This is a genomic window from Rhizobium sp. YIM 134829, from assembly GCF_046546455.1.
In genome coordinates this window covers 56,177-72,215 of sequence record NZ_JBKHKI010000005.1, presented here as the reverse complement: position 1 = coordinate 72,215, position 16,039 = coordinate 56,177, and the positions used below count along the sequence as shown (strand labels likewise).

The 16,039-nt window shown below is 66.6% G+C and carries 19 protein-coding genes and 1 riboswitch; of the genes, 15 read left to right on the top strand and 4 right to left on the bottom strand.

Features of this window, described 5'->3' with window-relative positions; translation table 11 throughout:
• Positions 1–6: 6 nt before the first annotated feature.
• Positions 7–861 carry a D-amino-acid transaminase gene (locus tag ACLE20_RS10840; protein WP_410940300.1) on the bottom strand — a complete coding sequence of 285 codons (855 nt, stop codon included), beginning with the start codon at positions 859–861 and terminating at the stop codon, positions 7–9.
• Positions 858–1,649, bottom strand: a complete 792-nt coding sequence (locus ACLE20_RS10835) for a LamB/YcsF family protein (RefSeq protein WP_410940299.1) — start codon at positions 1,647–1,649, stop codon at positions 858–860. Before ACLE20_RS10835 ends, ACLE20_RS10840 begins: the two co-directional genes overlap by 4 nt.
• A 122-nt stretch (positions 1,650–1,771) precedes the next feature.
• On the opposite strand from ACLE20_RS10835, the gene pxpB reads away from it, so the two are divergent.
• The 4 genes from pxpB to ACLE20_RS10815 all read left to right on the top strand — a co-directional run bounded on the left by pxpB (position 1,772) and on the right by ACLE20_RS10815 (position 4,940).
• Complete coding sequence (pxpB, locus tag ACLE20_RS10830; RefSeq protein WP_410940298.1) at positions 1,772–2,506, top strand: 5-oxoprolinase subunit PxpB; 735 nt, start codon at positions 1,772–1,774, stop codon at positions 2,504–2,506.
• A complete protein-coding gene (locus tag ACLE20_RS10825) occupies positions 2,503–3,447 on the top strand; it encodes a biotin-dependent carboxyltransferase family protein (RefSeq protein WP_410940297.1) in 945 nt (314 codons plus the stop codon). The genes pxpB and ACLE20_RS10825 overlap by 4 nt, the downstream gene beginning before the upstream one ends.
• Positions 3,448–3,531: 84 nt before the next feature.
• On the top strand, positions 3,532–3,945 hold the full coding sequence (locus tag ACLE20_RS10820) for a VOC family protein (RefSeq protein ID WP_410940296.1): 414 nt from the start codon (positions 3,532–3,534) through the stop codon (positions 3,943–3,945).
• A gap of 59 nt (positions 3,946–4,004) precedes the next feature.
• A complete protein-coding gene (locus tag ACLE20_RS10815) occupies positions 4,005–4,940 on the top strand; it encodes a 2-hydroxyacid dehydrogenase (protein ID WP_410940295.1) in 936 nt (311 codons plus the stop codon).
• Positions 4,941–5,009: 69 nt separating this feature from the next.
• On the opposite strand, the gene ribB is transcribed toward ACLE20_RS10815, so the two are convergent.
• Together ribB and phnF are read right to left on the bottom strand one after the other, a co-directional pair.
• The gene (ribB, locus tag ACLE20_RS10810) at positions 5,010–5,633 is read right to left on the bottom strand and encodes a 3,4-dihydroxy-2-butanone-4-phosphate synthase (protein WP_410940294.1); all 624 of its coding nucleotides are present in this window, start codon (positions 5,631–5,633) and stop codon (positions 5,010–5,012) included.
• A gap of 112 nt (positions 5,634–5,745) precedes the next feature.
• Positions 5,746–5,890: riboswitch (FMN riboswitch) on the bottom strand.
• An 87-nt stretch (positions 5,891–5,977) separates the two neighbouring features.
• Complete coding sequence (phnF, locus tag ACLE20_RS10805; protein WP_410940293.1) at positions 5,978–6,727, bottom strand: phosphonate metabolism transcriptional regulator PhnF; 750 nt, start codon at positions 6,725–6,727, stop codon at positions 5,978–5,980.
• A 108-nt stretch (positions 6,728–6,835) separates the two neighbouring features.
• On the opposite strand from phnF, the gene phnG reads away from it, so the two are divergent.
• The 11 genes from phnG (at position 6,836) to ACLE20_RS10750 (ending at position 16,005) form a co-directional block, all read left to right on the top strand.
• Positions 6,836–7,291, top strand: coding sequence for a phosphonate C-P lyase system protein PhnG (gene phnG / locus ACLE20_RS10800; RefSeq protein ID WP_410940292.1), 456 nt, complete (start codon positions 6,836–6,838; stop codon positions 7,289–7,291).
• Positions 7,288–7,884, top strand: coding sequence for a phosphonate C-P lyase system protein PhnH (gene phnH / locus ACLE20_RS10795; protein ID WP_410940291.1), 597 nt, complete (start codon positions 7,288–7,290; stop codon positions 7,882–7,884). The genes phnG and phnH overlap by 4 nt, the downstream gene beginning before the upstream one ends.
• Before the next feature lie 3 nt (positions 7,885–7,887).
• Positions 7,888–8,997: a carbon-phosphorus lyase complex subunit PhnI gene (locus tag ACLE20_RS10790; protein ID WP_410940290.1), complete on the top strand. Its 1,110-nt coding sequence runs from the start codon at positions 7,888–7,890 to the stop codon at positions 8,995–8,997.
• Entirely contained in the window at positions 8,994–9,884 is an 891-nt protein-coding gene (locus ACLE20_RS10785; RefSeq protein ID WP_410940289.1) for an alpha-D-ribose 1-methylphosphonate 5-phosphate C-P-lyase PhnJ, read from the top strand. Before ACLE20_RS10790 ends, ACLE20_RS10785 begins: the two co-directional genes overlap by 4 nt.
• Positions 9,881–10,654: a phosphonate C-P lyase system protein PhnK gene (phnK, locus tag ACLE20_RS10780; protein WP_410940288.1), complete on the top strand. Its 774-nt coding sequence runs from the start codon at positions 9,881–9,883 to the stop codon at positions 10,652–10,654. Before ACLE20_RS10785 ends, phnK begins: the two co-directional genes overlap by 4 nt.
• Before the next feature lie 24 nt (positions 10,655–10,678).
• The gene (gene phnL, locus ACLE20_RS10775) at positions 10,679–11,392 is read left to right on the top strand and encodes a phosphonate C-P lyase system protein PhnL (RefSeq protein WP_410940510.1); all 714 of its coding nucleotides are present in this window, start codon (positions 10,679–10,681) and stop codon (positions 11,390–11,392) included.
• Entirely contained in the window at positions 11,392–12,093 is a 702-nt protein-coding gene (locus ACLE20_RS10770) for a DapH/DapD/GlmU-related protein (RefSeq protein ID WP_410940287.1), read from the top strand. The genes phnL and ACLE20_RS10770 overlap by 1 nt, the downstream gene beginning before the upstream one ends.
• Positions 12,090–12,929, top strand: coding sequence for a phosphonate ABC transporter ATP-binding protein (gene phnC, locus ACLE20_RS10765; protein ID WP_410940286.1), 840 nt, complete (start codon positions 12,090–12,092; stop codon positions 12,927–12,929). Before ACLE20_RS10770 ends, phnC begins: the two co-directional genes overlap by 4 nt.
• A 27-nt stretch (positions 12,930–12,956) precedes the next feature.
• Positions 12,957–13,952, top strand: coding sequence for a phosphonate ABC transporter substrate-binding protein (gene phnD, locus ACLE20_RS10760; protein ID WP_410940285.1), 996 nt, complete (start codon positions 12,957–12,959; stop codon positions 13,950–13,952).
• Between the two features lie 79 nt (positions 13,953–14,031).
• The gene (phnE, locus tag ACLE20_RS10755; RefSeq protein ID WP_410940284.1) at positions 14,032–14,841 is read left to right on the top strand and encodes a phosphonate ABC transporter, permease protein PhnE; all 810 of its coding nucleotides are present in this window, start codon (positions 14,032–14,034) and stop codon (positions 14,839–14,841) included.
• Positions 14,842–14,865: 24 nt separating this feature from the next.
• Entirely contained in the window at positions 14,866–16,005 is a 1,140-nt protein-coding gene (locus ACLE20_RS10750; protein ID WP_410940283.1) for an alpha-D-ribose 1-methylphosphonate 5-triphosphate diphosphatase, read from the top strand.
• The last annotated feature ends 34 nt before the right edge of the window (positions 16,006–16,039 follow it).

Genomic DNA, 16,039 nt, shown 5'->3' with positions numbered 1-16,039 from the left:
GTTGGTCTAAGTCGCCGTCTTCAGCTTGGCCTCGATATAGGCCTGGCGCAGCGCCAGCGTAATTGGCCCCGGCCGGCCATCGCCCACCGCCTGCCCGTCGATGCGCGTCACCGGCAGGGCGAAGCTGGTGGCCGAGGTGATGAAGGCCTCCGAGGCCGCCAATGCCTCCTCCGGCGTGAAGGCGCGCTCCTCGATCGGAACGCCCAGATCACGTGCCACCTCGAGAATGCTGAGCCGGGTAATTCCATGCAGGATCGCCTCGGAAAGCGGTCGGGTGATCAGCCGACCGCTTGCGTCGATGATATGCGCATTGGCCGAACTCGCCTCGGTCACCAGCCCATCCTCCACCATCCAGGCATCGTCGGCGCCCTGACGCACCGCTTCCATTTTGGCCATGGAGGGATAGAGCAGCTGCACGGTCTTGATGTCGCGCCGCGCCCATCGCAGATCCGGCACAAGAACGACGGAAATGCCCGTCTCCACCTTGGGATTGACCAGCACGGGTTTTGCCTGCGTGAAGAGCACCAGAGTCGGTATCGGCGCTGGCGGATAGGCAAAGTCCCGATCGGCGCTGCCGCGCGAGATTTGCAGGTAGATCAGGCCTTCGTCGAGCCCGTTGCGCGCCACGATCTCGCGATGGAGTGCGAGCAGCGCCGCGTCGTCGAGCGGAGCGGGCAGCGACAGGGCCTCGAGCGAGCGGCGGAGCCGCGCGGCATGGCCGGCATAATCGAGCAGCTTGCCGCCGACGACGCCGACCACCTCGTAGATCGCATCGGCGAAGAGGAAGCCGCGGTCGAAGACGGAAACCTTGGCCTCCGCCTCGGGCAGGAAGGCGCCGTTGACATAGACGATGCGGCTCATGCGTCGGCGTCCGTCTGGATCGGCGGCCTGGCAAAGGGCGCGAGGTCCACGCCCTCCGCCGTCAGCCGCTCGCGCAGCGCCCGTGCCGTCGCGGGTGCGCCGGGCGTGTCGCCGTGGATGCAGATCGTCGCCGCCTCGATCTCCAGGAAGCCGCCGCCGCGCACCGGCAGCCGGCCGTCCTTGACGATCGACAGCACCTGCTCGAAGCGCCGATCGAGATCCTCGATCACCGCCCCCTCCTGCCCGCGCGGCATGAGCATGCCGTTTTCCAGATAGCGGCGATCCGCGAAGACCTCGCAGGCGGTCGTAAGCCCCGCGGCCTCGGCCGCCTTCAGCGTCTCGGAGAAGGGCAGGGTCACGAAGACGAGGCCGGGATCGACCGCCCGGACGGCGCGGACGCAGGCCTCCGACAGCACTCTGTCCTCGGCGGCCATGGTGTAGAGCGTGCCATGCGGCTTCACATGGCTGATCGGCCAGCCGAGCGTGCGGGCCATGCCGGCAATGGCCGCGATCTGGTAGATCACCTGTGCCTCGATGTCGGACGGCGTCTCGCCGGCGATGCGCCGCCGGCCGAAACCGTAGAGATCCATGAAGGACGGATGCGCGCCGATCGACACACCCTTGGCCTTGGCCAGCCGGATCGTATCGCGCATGACCACGGGGTCGCCGGCATGAAAGCCGCAGGCGACATTGGCGCTGGTGATGATCTCCATCATCGCCGCGTCGTCGCCGATCCGATAGGCGCCGAAGCCCTCGCCCATGTCGCAATTGAGGTCGATGGTCCGCATCCCGTCCGCTCTCCCGATGTCCCTGTCGTCGCCGCCCAACGCCGGCAGGGAAAAAGCCGGGAGCCGGGTTGCGCTCCCCTCCTCTATGGCGAAAATGCCGGACGGATGAAAGGGGAGGTTCGATGAGCGAAACGGCGACGCGTTTTCCGCGCATTCTCCCCTGCGGCGACAGTGCGCTTCTGGTCGAGTTCTCCGACCGGATCGACGAGGCGATCAACCGACGCGTGGTGGCGCTCGCCAGAGCCCTTGCGGCGCATGCACCCGCCGGTCTTCAGGAACTCGTGCCGACCTATCGCTCGCTGCTTGTCACCTATGACCCTGCCATCTTGCGCGGCTGGGCACTGACGGAGCGGATCGAGAGCCTCATCGAAGCGGGCCTGCCGGAGACGGAGGCGACGCGGCGCATCACGGTGCCGGTGCTTTATGGCGGCGCGGCCGGGATCGATCTCGAGGAGATGGCGGCGGCCAAGGGCATGACGCCGGAAGCGCTGATCGCGCTTCATAGCAGCGCCGCCTACAGGGTCTATATGATTGGCTTCGCCCCGGGCTTCGCCTATCTCGGCGGCCTGCCGGAGGCGCTGCACATGCCGCGCCTTGCCGTTCCGCGCCAGCGGGTGGAGGCGGGCGCGATCGGCATTGGCGGGCAGCAGGCGAGCATCAATTCCGTGCCGGCGCCGAGCGGCTGGCGCTATATCGGCCGCACGCCGCTGCGTCTCTTCGACCCAGCCCGAGCCGAACCCTTCCTGCTGCGGGCCGGCGATGCGGTGCGCTTCCGCGCGATCGATGCGGCGGAGGCCGAACATCTCGACGCCGCCGTTGCCCGCGGCGAGGCCATCGCCGAATGGGAGGCTGCATGAGCCGATTGCAGGTCGACCAGGCCGGGCCGATGCTGACCGTCCAGGATCTTGGCCGGCCGGGCCTTTTCGATCGCGGCGTTTCCGGCGCCGGACCGATGGATCCGCCAGCCTTCGAGATCGCCAATGCGCTGGTCGGCAACCACAGGGACGCCGCGGCGCTGGAATTCGCCGTGTTCGGCGGCCGGTTCTCCGTCGATTATCCCGTCCGGATCGCGGTGACCGGCGGGGCGCTGGAGATCCGCATCGATGACCGGCTCTGCCGCCCCTGGGAAAGTTATGTGCTGCGCCCCGGCCAGAGCTTGAGCCTTGGGGCGTTGCGTGGTGCGGTCTGGGGCTATCTCGCCATTTCCGGCGGCATCGACACACCGCCGGTCCTCGACAGCCGCTCGACCCATCTGAGGAGCGGCCTTGGCGGCCTGGAGGGGCGGCGGCTTGCGGCCGGCGACAACCTGCCGCTCGGCGTCTCGTCGCCGAAGCCGCTTCGTGCGCTCGCGCAAGGCCTGCCGCGCGGCCTGGGGCCGATCCTCGTCATTCCCGGACCGCAGGCCGACCACTTCGCCCCGCGCATCTGGGACCTGTTCCTCACCAGCGACTTTGTCGTCGGCCCCAGCCGGGATCGGATGGCGCAGGTGCTGGATGGGCCTTTGCTTGTCGCCGAGGGCGGCCACGACATCGTCTCCGACGGGACGGTGGCGGGCTCGATCCAGGTTCCGGCCTCCGGCCGGCCGATCGTGCTGATGGCGGAGCGCCAGACGACCGGCGGCTATCCGAAGATCGCGACGATCGCCTCCGCCGATCTGCCGCGGCTTGCGCAGATGCCGACCGGCAGCCGCATTCGCTTCCGCAGGATCAGCCGGGATGACGCGGAAACGCTGCTGATCGATAGCCGCCGCGCGCTCGCCGCCTGCCTTGCCGATCTGCCGGTCAAGACCGAGGGATGACAAGGCCGGTTTAACCGCCGCCGCTGGCTTTCGTGAAAGTCACGACTTACAGAATAGAGACTGCGATACCCGGGAGATGATTGCATGCGTTCGCTTTTCCACCTCGCCTATCACGTGACCGACCTCGATGCGGCGCGCCGCTTCTATGGCGAGGTGCTCGGCTGCGCCGAGGGGCGCTCGACCGAGACCTGGGTCGATTTTGACTTTTTCGGCCACCAGATTTCGCTGCATCTCGGGGTTCCCTTCACGGTTACCCGCACCGGCAAGGTGGGCGATCATCTGGTGATGATGCCGCATCTCGGCGTCGTTCTCCCGCTCGAAGACTGGCTGGCGCTTGCGGATCGCCTGGAGCGGTCGGGCATCGCCTTCGATATTCCCCCGGTCATCCGCTTTGAAGGTGAGCCCGGCGAGCAGCGGACCATGTTCTTCTTCGATCCGAGCGGCAACCCGATCGAGGTGAAGGGCTTCAAGGACTTCGACAGTGTCTTTGCCCAGTAGCCGGATCAACCGGGGCGCGGCCGGCCGTCGCTTTGCTGACGCGTGAACGAGGAGGGACCATGATCGCGCTCATCACCCGTCTCGATCGGGACGAGGAAGAGGCTTGGCTGGCCGCCTTGACAACCGCCATGCCACTCGAATCGATCCTTCCCATCGCCGCCTTGACGGAGGAGCAGCGTGCGGCGGTCGAGATCGCCATCGTTGCCGATCCCGATCCCGCCGACCTCCGCCAGCTTCCCAATCTCCGCTGGGTGCAGAGCCTCTGGGCCGGGGTGGAGCGGCTGGTCGGGGAGCTCCAGGGTTTCGACCGGCCGATCGTCCGCCTCGTTGATCCGGAGCTCGCCCGCACCATGGCGGAGGCGGTGCTGGCCTGGACGCTCTATCTCTCCCGCGACATGCCGGCCTATGCGGCGCAGCAGCGGGCGCATCTCTGGCAGCAGCGCCCCTATCGCCCGGCAAGCGCCCTGAAGGTCGGCCTGCTGGGGCTCGGGGCGCTCGGCAGCGCCTCTGCGACGCTGCTGCAGAGGGTCGGCTTCACGGTGGCCGGCTGGAGCCGCAGTGAGAAACAGGTGGCGGGTGTCACGAGCCATTTCGGCGAAGATGGGCTCCATACGCTGCTCGCCGGGTCTGACATCGTGGTCTGTTTGCTGCCCCTGACGGCGGAGACGACGGGCCTCCTGGACGCCAAGACCTTTGCCCGCATGCGGCGCGGCGCGGGTTTCATCAATTTCGGCCGCGGCAGGATCGTCGACACGCCGGCGCTCCTGGCCGCGCTCGACCAGGGCCATCTTGGCCATGCCGTGCTCGATGTCTTCGAAACTGAGCCGCTTACGACCGATAGCCCGCTCTGGGATCATCCTCGGGTCACGGTTCTCCCCCACATTTCCGCACCGACCACGATGAAGACGGCGGCGCGAGTGGTGGCAGAGAATATAGCCGGCTATCGCCAGTCAGGCCGCAGTCCACAGTCGGTCGATCGCGCCCGCGGCTATTGAAGCGGGAGATCCTTGCCAAGGGAAACGGGCGCCGCGGCGCCCGTTTGGTGGCCCATGCAATGCAGAGGATCAAGCCGCAGCGGCGGTCTGCTGGGCCAAATAGGCAATCAGGTCCTCGATGGTGACGATCGGCAGGCCATGGGCCTTGGCGAAGACCAGCAGCTCCGGCAGGCGTGCCATGGTGCCATCATCATTGGCCACTTCGCAGATGACGCCGGAGGGCGCGCGACCGGCGAGACGGGCGAGCTCGACCGCGGCTTCCGTATGGCCGGGCCGGGCCGCGACCCCGCCCGGATGGGCGCGCAGCGGGAAGATATGGCCGGGACGGGCAAAGTCGGCCGGCTTTGCCGCGGGATCCATCAGCGCGCGCACGGTATTGGCGCGGTCGGAGGCGGAGATGCCGGTGGTCGTCGCCGGCAGATAGTCGACCGAGACGGTGAAGGCGGTCTTGTGCAGTTCGGTATTCTGCGGAACCATGAGCGGGATGTCGAGCGCGTCGAGACGCGCGCCTTCCATCGCCACGCAGATCAGCCCACGCGCATGCTTCATCATGAAGGCGATCGTTTCCGGCGTTACGGCATCGGAGGCAACGATGATGTCGCCCTCGTTTTCCCGGCTCTCGTCATCCACGACGAGAACCATGCCGCCCCGCGCGATCGCTTCGACCGCTTCTTCGATTGGGGAAATGGTCATGTCATTGCCTTTCAAGGGTTAGCCGTTGCCGGCGCGAAACCGCAGCTTGCGCTGCTCTTCATCCCTTGGGCGAACAGGTCCGCACGACCGCCCGTGACGGAGCGGTTGACAGACTTGTCCTCTTCCATCCGGACTATACCGTCGGCCCCGGCCTCTCACCGGGTCTGCTGACCTTCCCTTGCGGAAAGCGCTCGCGGGCTCCCGGAATACGTCCGGATACCGCCGGTGGGGAATTGCACCCCGCCCTGAGAACTTGATGAGATTACTGTGCTCAGACGGGGAAGAACAAGGAAAAAATTCTTGCCCCCGCATTCTTTGAAGCAAGATTCTTCTCCGCCAGGGCATTAGTCCCGCACGCGCGTGGCAGCGCCCGCCTCGTTCGAGAAGACCAGTTCCAGCCGGTCGGCCAGGAATCGGGTGCGGATCCACTGGATGGGCCGACCCTCCGCATCAACGTCGATTGCCTCGCTGACGAGGACAATCGCATCGGCCGGGCATTGGAGCAGATCCGCATCCGGCGTCGCGATCCGCTCGGCCGTGATCCGCGTTTCGAGCCGCCGGTAGTCCTCGACGCCGGACTGGGCAAGCGCCCGGGTGATCGAGCCGGTCTCGGCATAGGCGCCGATGATGTCCGGAAACCGCATAGCCGAGAAATAGGAGGTGGAACGTGAGAGCGCCATGCCGCCCGCCACTGCCAGATGTTCGAGCCGCAGGAGGGGCGCGCCCGCCGCAAGGCCGAGGGCGATGGCCTGCGCTGGCGTTGCGGCAGTTCGCTCGGCGCCGATCAGCCGGCCGGACGGTTCGAGCGACTGGCGCATCATGTTCTCCGAAAAGCGCGCGCGGCTGCCGATCGGGTAGGTGATACGCGGCTGCAGGGGATTGATGAAGGTGCCGCGCCCCCTTTCGCTGCGCAGCAGGCCTTCCGCGCCGAGCGCGGCCAGAGCGCGGCGCACCGTGTGGCGGTTGACCCCGAAACGCGCCGCAAGGACCGCCTCGGTCGGCAGTTGGCTCGAGAACGTGCCGCTCACGATCTCGCTGCGGATCTCGTCGGCGACGCGCCGCCAGCGCGAAATTCCGTCCTCGAACCCGTTCATTCCATAGTCCCCGCTGCCTTCGGCGTCATCAAGCTGTCATCGCTGACGGTTTATAAATCGCATCATGACTGGTTGTCTACACAAATAGACAAGTTGAGAGATATGACGATGACGACCCCGCTCAACCCGCGCAAGCGCACCCTCGATATCCTCACCGCCATGCCGCTTCAGGCGCTCACGGCCGCCTACAGCGCCCATTTCTCCGATGCCCCGGCCGCCCGGGCGATCCGCGGCCCGGAGGTTGGCTTGGTGATGGTGCGCGGCCGGATCGGCGGTGGGGGCAGCGCCTTCAATCTCGGCGAAGCCAGCGTGACGCGGGCAACGGTCAGCCTGGCGACCGGCGAGATCGGGCATGCCATGGTTCTCGGCCGTTCGCCGGACAAGGCCGCACTGGTCGCCCATTTCGATGCGCTCGCCCAGAGAAGCGAATGGGCCGAGCGTGTTGAGCGCGATGTCGTCGCGCCGGCTATCGAAGCCGAAGCCGAACGGCGCAGACGGGACGCCGAGGAGACGGAAGCCACGCGGGTCGACTTCTTCACCCTTGTTCGCGGAGAGGATGCATGAGCGCGCTGTTTCTGGAAAACGGCTTTTCCGAACCGGTGCCGGCAGCACAGGCGGTGTTTCGCCAGATCATGGATGCCTTCGCCCAGCCCGGCCGACGCGCGGATCTGGGTGGTTTCGTGACGCCGCCGCCGGGAATGGACGAGGCGTCCGCCGCGCTGCTGCTGGCGCTTGCCGATCCCGATACGCCCGTCTGGTTCGAAGATCGGGAGGTGGCAGGCGCCTGCGCCGGTTGGCTCACCTTCCAGACCGGCGCGCCGCTTGCGGATGATCCCGCGCTGGCGAGCTTCGCGCTGCTTAGCCGCCGCAGCGATCCGGCCGCGTGGTTGGAGTTCCCGCAGGGCGACAGCGCCTATCCCGACCGTTCGGCAACGCTGATCCTTCCCGTTGCAGCGCTCGAAGGCGGCGCAACCCTGCGCCTGACGGGCCCGGGCATCGAAAGCGACATCCTGATTGCACCGCTCGGCCTGCCGGAAGGCTTCCTCGCCGCCCGGACCGCCAACCGCGCGCTCTTCCCGCTCGGTCTCGACCTGGTTCTGGTCGCCGGTCCACAGGCGCTGGCCTTGCCGCGCACCACCATGATCGAGGAGGTCTGAGCCATGTATGTTGCTGTCAAGGGGGGCGAAGTCGCGATCGACCAGGCCCATGCACTTCTAGCCGATCGCCGCCGCGGAGACCGCGATGTCCCCGCGCTCAGCCTCGCGCAGATTGCCGGCCAACTCTCGCTGGCCGTCGACCGCGTCATGGCGGAAGGCTCCCTTTATGATCCCGAGCTTGCTGCCATGGCGGTGCGCCAGGCACGCGGCGATCTGATCGAGGCGATCTTCCTGGTGCGCGCCTATCGCACCACCCTGCCCCGCTTTGCCGCAAGCCGGCCGCTCGATACGGCTGCCATGCGGATCGAGCGGCGGATCTCGGCGACCTACAAGGATATTCCGGGTGGCCAGCTGCTCGGCCCGACCTTCGATTATACCCACCGGCTGATCGATCCCGCCATGGCCGGCGACCATCCGGTGGCCGAACCCGCGCGGCGATCCGCAACCACTGGCGAGGCCATGCCGCGCGTCACCGATCTCCTGGGCGACGAAGGCCTGATCGAGCCGGACCTGCCGGACGATGCCACGCCCGGCGACCTGACCCGTGATCCGGTCGACTTTCCGATGGGCCGGGATCTACGCCTCCAGGCGCTGGCCCGCGGCGACGAGGGTTTTCTGCTGGCGCTCGGCTATTCCACCCAGCGCGGCTATGGCCGCACCCATCCCTTCGTCGGCGAGATCCGCATCGGCCATGTGGCGCTGGAGGTAGAAATCCCCGAGCTCGGCTTCGCCCTGGCAATTGGCGAGATCCGGGTCACCGAATGCCAGATGGTCTCGCAGTTCAAGGGCGTCTCTGGCGAGGGTCCGCGCTTTACCCGCGGCTATGGCCTCGCCTTCGGCCAATCGGAGCGCAAGACCATGGCCATGAGCCTGGTCGACCGGGCGCTGCGGGCCGATGAGTTCGACGAACAGCGGCTGGCGCCGGCCCAGGACGAGGAATTCGTCATCGCCCATTGCGACAATGTCCAGGCGACCGGCTTCGTCGAACATCTGAAGCTGCCCCATTATGTCGACTTCCAGGCCGAGCTCGATCTTCTCCGCCGCCTGCGTGCCGAGATGGCCGAGGATGCGGCAGACGAGACGCCCGCGACACAACAGGAGGCCGCGGAATGACGCTCCCCGCCTATAACTTTGCTTATCTCGACGAACCGACGAAGCGCATGATCCGCCGCGCAATCCTGAAGGCGATCGCCATTCCCGGCTATCAGGTGCCCTTCGCCTCGCGCGAAATGCCGATGCCCTATGGCTGGGGAACCGGCGGCGTGCAGGTGACGGCGGCGATCCTCGGTGCCGACGATGTGCTGAAGGTGATCGACCAGGGTGCTGACGACACGACCAATGCCGTCTCGATTCGCGCCTTCTTCGCCAAGACCGCCGGCGTCGAGACGACGACGCGCACCCGCGAGGCAACCATCATCCAGACCCGCCACCGCATTCCCGAAGAGCCGCTCACCGCCGGGCAGATCCTCGTCTATCAGGTGCCGATCCCCGAGCCGCTTCGCTTCCTCGAACCGCGCGAGACCGAGACGCGGGTCATGCATGGGCTCGAGGAATATGGGCTCATCCATGTGAAGCTCTACGAGGACATCGCCCAGCACGGCCATATCGCCACCTCCTATGCCTATCCGGTCAAGGTCGAGGGCCGCTATGTCATGGACCCCTCGCCCATTCCGAAATTCGACAACCCCAAGATGAGCGACAATCCGGCGCTGCAGCTCTTCGGCGCCGGGCGCGAGAAGCGCATCTATGCGCTGCCCCCCTTCACCAAGGTCGTCAGCCTCGATTTCGAGGATCACCCCTTTGCCGTGCAGCGCTTCTCGCATCGCTGCGCGCTCTGCGACGCCGACGGCGTCTATCTCGACGAAGTGGTCACCGACGACCGCGGCGGACGCATGTTCGTCTGCTCCGACACGGACCATTGCGAGACGCGCCGGGCCGAGGGCCATCAGGGTCCCGGCCTGCCTCAATCCGGCGACAGCCGCGCGGAGATCCGGCCATGAACGCTCCACTTCTGTCCGTCCGCGGCCTGGAGCGCCGCTACGGCGCCTTCATCGGCTGCACCGACATCGATTTCGACGTGCATCCGGGCGAGGTTCTGGCAATCGTCGGCGAGTCCGGCTCCGGCAAGACCACGCTGCTCAATTGCATTTCGGGCCGCCTGCCGCCGACGAGCGGCTTGGTGCACTACCGCATGCGGGATGGGCGCTTCGCCGAACTCGGCGCGCTGTCCGAGGCCGAACGTCGCTTCCTGATGCGCACGGACTGGGGCTTCGTCCACCAGAACCCGGCCGACGGCCTGCGCATGCGCGTCTCGGCCGGCGCCAATGTCGGCGAACGGCTGATGGCAATCGGCGAGCGTCATTACGGCGCCCTGCGCGGCACGGCGATCGACTGGCTCGGACGGGTGGAGATCGCAGCCGACCGCATCGACGACCAGCCGGTCGCCTTTTCGGGCGGCATGCGCCAGCGCCTGCAGATCGCCCGCAACCTCGTCACCCGGCCGCGGCTGATCTTCATGGACGAGCCGACCGGAGGGCTGGATGTCTCCGTCCAGGCGCGGGTTCTCGATCTTCTGCGCGGCCTCGTCGCCGATCTCGGCCTGTCGGTCATTCTCGTCACCCATGACCTCGCGGTGGCACGGCTGCTCTCGCAGCGGATGATCGTCATGAAGAGCGGCCGGATCGTCGAAGCGGGTCTGACGGATCGCGTGCTCGACGACCCGCATCATGCCTATACCCAACTCCTCGTCGCCTCGATCCCGGAGAGCTGAGCCATGGCCTTTGCACCTTCGACCATGCCTGAGGATGCCGTGCTCAGCCTGCGCGACGTCGCTAAATCCTTCACCATGCATCTGCGCGGCGGCCTTCGCCTACCGGTCGTCGATCATGTCGCCTTCGACCTCAAGCCTGGGGAATGCGTGGTGCTCGGTGGTCCCTCCGGCATCGGTAAGTCCTCGATCCTGCGCATGGTCTATGGCAACTACGCGATCGACCGCGGCACGATCCTGGTCCAGACCGGCGCGGAAGAGCCGCAGGATCTCGGCAGCGGCGACCCGCATTTGATCCTGACGCTTCGCCGGTCGGCGATCGGCTATGTCAGCCAGTTCCTGCGCGCCGTGCCGCGTGTCGCGGCACTGGATGTGGTGGCGGAGCCGCTGGTGGAGCGCGGTGTCGACCGCGGCGAAGCGCAGGCACGTGCCGCTGCGCTCCTTCACCGGCTGCACCTGCCCGAGGCCCTCTTCTCGCTGCCGCCCGCGACCTTTTCGGGCGGCGAGAAGCAGCGGGTTAATATCGCCCGCGGCTTCATTACCGACCACCCGATCCTGCTCCTCGACGAGCCGACCGCCTCGCTCGATCCGGTCAATCGCGATGTGGTCATCGGCATGATCCGCGAGAAGCTCGACGGCGGCACGGCAATCCTCGGCATCTTCCACGACCTGCCCGTGCGCGACGCGGTGGCGACCCGCACGATCGACGTGACCGGCTTCTCCGCCCGGAGGGCCGCGTAATGCCGAAGCTCAAGGAATTCGTGCCGCTGATCGACGAGACCGCCGAGGTCAGCCAGTCCGAGCTCGGCCGCTTTACCGAGGTGGCGGCTGGTGCCCGCCTCAGCGAGACGGTGCTGGGCGACTATTCCTATGTGATGGAGGATTGCGCGATCTGGTGCGCCGAGATCGGCAAATTCGCCAATATCGCCTCCTGCGTGCGGATCAATGCACCGAACCATCCGACCTGGCGGGCGACGCTCCACCACTTCACCTATCGCGCCAGCGACTATTTTGACGGCGCCGAGGATGAGTCCGAATTCTTTGCTTGGCGGCGCGACCGGAAGGTGGTGATCGGCCATGATGTGTGGATCGGCCATGGCGCGACCGTGCTCTCCGGCGTCACCATCGGCAATGGCGCGGTGATCGGCGCCGGCGCCGTCGTCTCCCGCGATGTCGCGCCCTACACGATCGTTGGCGGCGTCCCGGCCCGGCTGATCAAGCCGCGCTTCACACCGGAGGTCGGCGCGCGCATGGATCGGCTGGCCTGGTGGGATTGGCCGCATGAAAGGCTCGGCCAGGCGGTCGCCGATTTCCGCACCCTGTCGGCCGAGGCGTTCCTGGATCGCTACGAACGCTCAAATGTCATCGAATCGTTACGCAATCATCATCTTCCCGTGAAGAACGACGCGACAATAGCCGAAACCGAGGGGGACATCGCATGAGTGCCATCGCCGTTTCCGGCCTGTCCAAGACCTATGGCCACACACAGGCCCTGAAAGATGTCAGCCTGGAGCTCGAGCGCGGCGAGATGGTCGCGCTGATCGGCGCATCCGGCTCGGGCAAGAGCACGCTGATCCGCCACATTGCCGGCCTCGAGGCCGCCGATCAGGGCAGCGGCCGGATTACCATTCTCGACGAGCTTTCGCAGAAGGGCGGCCGCTTCATCCGCGGAGCAAAGCGCGGCCGTGTTGCCGTCATCTTCCAGCAGTTCAACCTGGTCGGGCGGCTCTCCGTCCTCACCAATGTGCTGATCGGCCATCTCGGCCGAACCCCGCGCTGGCGTGGCACGCTCGGCCTGTTCAACAGGGCCGAAAAGGACAGTGCGCAGGCAGCCCTTGCCCGCGTCGGCATTCCGCAGGTTGCCCGGCAGCGGGCCTCCACGCTGTCCGGCGGCCAGCAGCAGCGGGCCGCCATCGCCCGCTGCCTGGTGCAGGAAGCACAGATCCTGATCGCCGACGAGCCGATCTCCGCGCTCGACCCTTCCGCCGCACGGCGGGTGATGGACGTGCTTGCCGATATCAGCGCCAAGGACGGGATCACCGTGCTCGTCTCGTTGCACCAGGTCGAATATGCGCGGCGCTACTGCCGGCGCACCATCGCCATGCGCGACGGCGCCATCGTCTATGACGGTCCATCGACCGCCTTGTCCAACAGCTTCCTGGCCGAGCTTTATGGCGCTGCCTCGGAAGAACTCGTTCTGCCGGATGCCCCGGCGGACCCGTCGGCCCCTGCCCATGCGGGACCGAAGCAGCTGCAGCCGGGGCTGATCCCGGCTTAGACCTGAACGACACCACCGGAGACGAAAATGAACGCGATCCTGAAAAGCATGGCGGCGATGTCCGTCGCCCTCACCCTCTCCTCGGCGGCGCTCGCTGAGGACACCCTCAACTTCGGCATCATCTCGACCGAGAGCCAGCAGAACCTGAAGACGAGCTGGCAGCCGCTGCTGGACGACATGAAGGCAAAGACCGGCCTCGACGTGAAGCCCTTCTTCGCCTCCGACTATGCCGGCATCATCGAAGGCATGCGCTTCAACAAGGTGCAGGTCGCCTGGTACGGCAACAAGTCGGCCATGGAAGCCGTCGATCGCGCCGAGGGCGAAGTCTTCGTGCAGAGCGTGCCGAAGGGCGGCGAACCGGGCTACTGGTCGGTCATCCTCGTCCCCAAGGACAGCCCGATCCAGACGGTGGACGAGCTGCTGACCTGCGACAAGACCAAGAGCTTCGGCCTCGGCGACGTCAACTCCACCTCCGGCTATCTGGTCCCGATGACCTTCGTCTTCGGCCAGCGGGGCATCGACCCGAAGACCTGCTTCAAGACGGTGACCAACGCCAATCACGAGACCAACGCGCTCGCGGTTGCCAATCGCCAGGTGGATGCCGCCGCCAACAACACCGAGAACATGGCGCTGATCAAGCAGAACAACCCGGCCGCCTTCGAGAAGGTCCGCGAGATCTGGCGCTCGCCGCTGATCCCGTCCGACCCGATCGTCTGGCGCAAGGACCTGCCGGACGCCACCAAGACCAAGATCCGCGACTTCTTCCTGACCTACGGCACCGAAAAGTCGACCGGTGACGTCGCCAAGGAAAAGGAAATCCTGGCCGGCCTGAAGTGGGCGCCGTTCCGCGCCTCCGACGATCGCCAGCTCCTGCCGATCCGCGTGATGGAAACCGCCAAGTCGATCGCCAAGATCAATGCCGACACGACGCTGTCGGCCGAGGCCAAGGCCGAGCAGCTGAAGCCGCTCGAGGAGAAGAAGGCGGCCTATGAGGCCGAACTCGCCGCAGCCACCAAGGGCTGATCCACCCGACGCCGCGGGGAGGAGGCATGCCCTTCTCCCCGCTTCGCCCCTGCCGACGCCTCCGATCCGGAATTGACCGATGAGCCAAGTGACCCTGACCCATGCCGAAGCGGCCAGCCGGGCCTCGGCCTCGAGATCCAGTTTCCGCAACCTGCTGCTGCTCGCCGCTCTGATCGCCGCCCTCGGCATGAGCTGGGGGCCGGCCGAGATGAGCCGCTGGACCTATCTCTTCACCGATTCCGGCAATATGGCCGACTATGCCAGCGGCTTCCTTCAGCCCGACTTCAGCCAGTGGCGCTACTATACCGAGGAAATGATCGTCACGGTGCAGATCGCGCTCTGGGGCACCTTCCTCGCGATCCTCTTGTCGATCCCCTTCGGCATCCTCTCCGCCCACAACATGGCGCCCTGGTGGATCCTCCAACCGGTTCGCCGGCTCATGGATTTCTTTCGCGCCATCCATGAGGTGGTCTTCGCGGTGCTCTTCGTGGTCGCCGTCGGCCTAGGGCCCTTTGCCGGCGTCATGGCGCTTTTCGTCCACACGACCGGCATCCTCGCCAAGCTCTTTTCCGAGGCTGTGGAGGCGATCGACCCCCGCCCCATCGAGGCGATCCGCACCACCGGCGCCTCGCGGCTGCAGGTGGTCATCTTCGGCGTCATCCCGCAGGTTCTGCCGCTCTGGATCTCCTTCTCGCTCTACCGGCTGGAATCCAACATCCGCTCGGCCACCGTTCTCGGCCTGATCGGCGCCGGCGGCATCGGCCAAGTCATGTTCGAGACCATTCGCGGCTTCTACTATTCCCAGGCCGCCGCCGTGCTCGTCATCGTCGTCATCACCGTCTCGCTGATGGATCTCCTGTCCCAGCAGCTCCGCAAGCTCGTCCTCTGATTCAGCGCATACCGAAAGCCTGCCATGACCTCCGAAACCATCTTCACCCATTGCACCCTGGTTCTGCCGGAGGAAACGATCATCGGAAGCCTCGTGGTGCGCGATGGCCTGATTGCCGATATCGATAGCGCACCCGCCTCGGGCGGGATCGATCTTGGCGGCGACATCCTGATGCCCGGCTGCGTGGAGCTGCATACCGACCATCTGGAAACCCATTTCCAGCCGCGCCCCAAGGTGCGCTGGAACATGGATGCAGCGCTGCAGGCCCATGACGGCCAGGTGGCAAGCTCCGGCATCACCACCGTCTTCGATGCGCTGCGCGTCGGAATCGACGGCGATACCGAGCTCGGCAGCGCGGAGATGACCGCGATGGCCGATACGATCGCCGCGGCGAGTGCCGCCAACCGCCTGCGCGCCGAACATTTCATCCACCTGCGCTGCGAAGTCTCCGTTCCCGACGTCGTCGAGCATTTCGACGCGATGAGCGGCAACCACCGCGTGCGGCTGGCCTCGCTCATGGACCATGCTCCGGGCCAGCGCCAGTTCGTCAGTCTCGAGGCCTACCGAATTTACTATCAGGGCAAGAAGAAGCTCTCCGACTCCGAATTCGAGGCTTTCAGCCAGCGCAGGATCGCCGAATCCGAGGCGAATTCCGATCGCCACCGCCGCCTGCTTGCCGAGCGCTGCCATGCTGCCGGCATTGCGATCGCCTCCCATGACGATGCGACGCCCGAGCATGTGGCCGAAGGCGTTGCGCTCGGCATCGCGCTGGCTGAGTTCCCGACGACGCGCGAGGCGGCACGACTGTCGCGCGAGCACGGGCTGCAGGTGCTGATGGGGGCGCCGAATGTCGTGCGGGGCGGCTCGCATTCCGGCAATGTCTCGGCGCTCGATCTCCTGGCCGAAGGCGCGCTCGACATCCTCTCCTCCGATTACGTGCCGTTCAGCCTCGTCCAGGCGGCTTTCCTGCTGGCCGAGCGCGAGATCGTCGATCTGCCGAGCGCCATCCGGCTGGTCACCGCCAATCCGGCTCAGGCCGCAGGCCTCGACGATCGCGGTCGGATCGAGATTGGCCGGCGCGCAGATCTGGTGCGGGTGCGCCGCGGCGGGGCTTTGCCGCCGCTGGTCTCGGCCGTCTGGCGGGCGGGCGAGCGGGTCTGCTGAGCCGCGGCCCGCCTCCCCTCAGAACGGGCGATCG

Coding starts and splice junctions, on each gene's coding strand:
- ACLE20_RS10840 (WP_410940300.1), bottom strand. CDS start 861: ATGAGCCGCATCGTCTATGTCAACGGCGCCTTCCTGCCCGAGGCGGAG.
- ACLE20_RS10835 (WP_410940299.1), bottom strand. CDS start 1,649: ATGCGGACCATCGACCTCAATTGCGACATGGGCGAGGGCTTCGGCGCC.
- pxpB (WP_410940298.1), top strand. CDS start 1,772: ATGAGCGAAACGGCGACGCGTTTTCCGCGCATTCTCCCCTGCGGCGAC.
- ACLE20_RS10825 (WP_410940297.1), top strand. CDS start 2,503: ATGAGCCGATTGCAGGTCGACCAGGCCGGGCCGATGCTGACCGTCCAG.
- ACLE20_RS10820 (WP_410940296.1), top strand. CDS start 3,532: ATGCGTTCGCTTTTCCACCTCGCCTATCACGTGACCGACCTCGATGCG.
- ACLE20_RS10815 (WP_410940295.1), top strand. CDS start 4,005: ATGATCGCGCTCATCACCCGTCTCGATCGGGACGAGGAAGAGGCTTGG.
- ribB (WP_410940294.1), bottom strand. CDS start 5,633: ATGACCATTTCCCCAATCGAAGAAGCGGTCGAAGCGATCGCGCGGGGC.
- phnF (WP_410940293.1), bottom strand. CDS start 6,727: ATGAACGGGTTCGAGGACGGAATTTCGCGCTGGCGGCGCGTCGCCGAC.
- phnG (WP_410940292.1), top strand. CDS start 6,836: ATGACGACCCCGCTCAACCCGCGCAAGCGCACCCTCGATATCCTCACC.
- phnH (WP_410940291.1), top strand. CDS start 7,288: ATGAGCGCGCTGTTTCTGGAAAACGGCTTTTCCGAACCGGTGCCGGCA.
- ACLE20_RS10790 (WP_410940290.1), top strand. CDS start 7,888: ATGTATGTTGCTGTCAAGGGGGGCGAAGTCGCGATCGACCAGGCCCAT.
- ACLE20_RS10785 (WP_410940289.1), top strand. CDS start 8,994: ATGACGCTCCCCGCCTATAACTTTGCTTATCTCGACGAACCGACGAAG.
- phnK (WP_410940288.1), top strand. CDS start 9,881: ATGAACGCTCCACTTCTGTCCGTCCGCGGCCTGGAGCGCCGCTACGGC.
- phnL (WP_410940510.1), top strand. CDS start 10,679: ATGCCTGAGGATGCCGTGCTCAGCCTGCGCGACGTCGCTAAATCCTTC.
- ACLE20_RS10770 (WP_410940287.1), top strand. CDS start 11,392: ATGCCGAAGCTCAAGGAATTCGTGCCGCTGATCGACGAGACCGCCGAG.
- phnC (WP_410940286.1), top strand. CDS start 12,090: ATGAGTGCCATCGCCGTTTCCGGCCTGTCCAAGACCTATGGCCACACA.
- phnD (WP_410940285.1), top strand. CDS start 12,957: ATGAACGCGATCCTGAAAAGCATGGCGGCGATGTCCGTCGCCCTCACC.
- phnE (WP_410940284.1), top strand. CDS start 14,032: ATGAGCCAAGTGACCCTGACCCATGCCGAAGCGGCCAGCCGGGCCTCG.
- ACLE20_RS10750 (WP_410940283.1), top strand. CDS start 14,866: ATGACCTCCGAAACCATCTTCACCCATTGCACCCTGGTTCTGCCGGAG.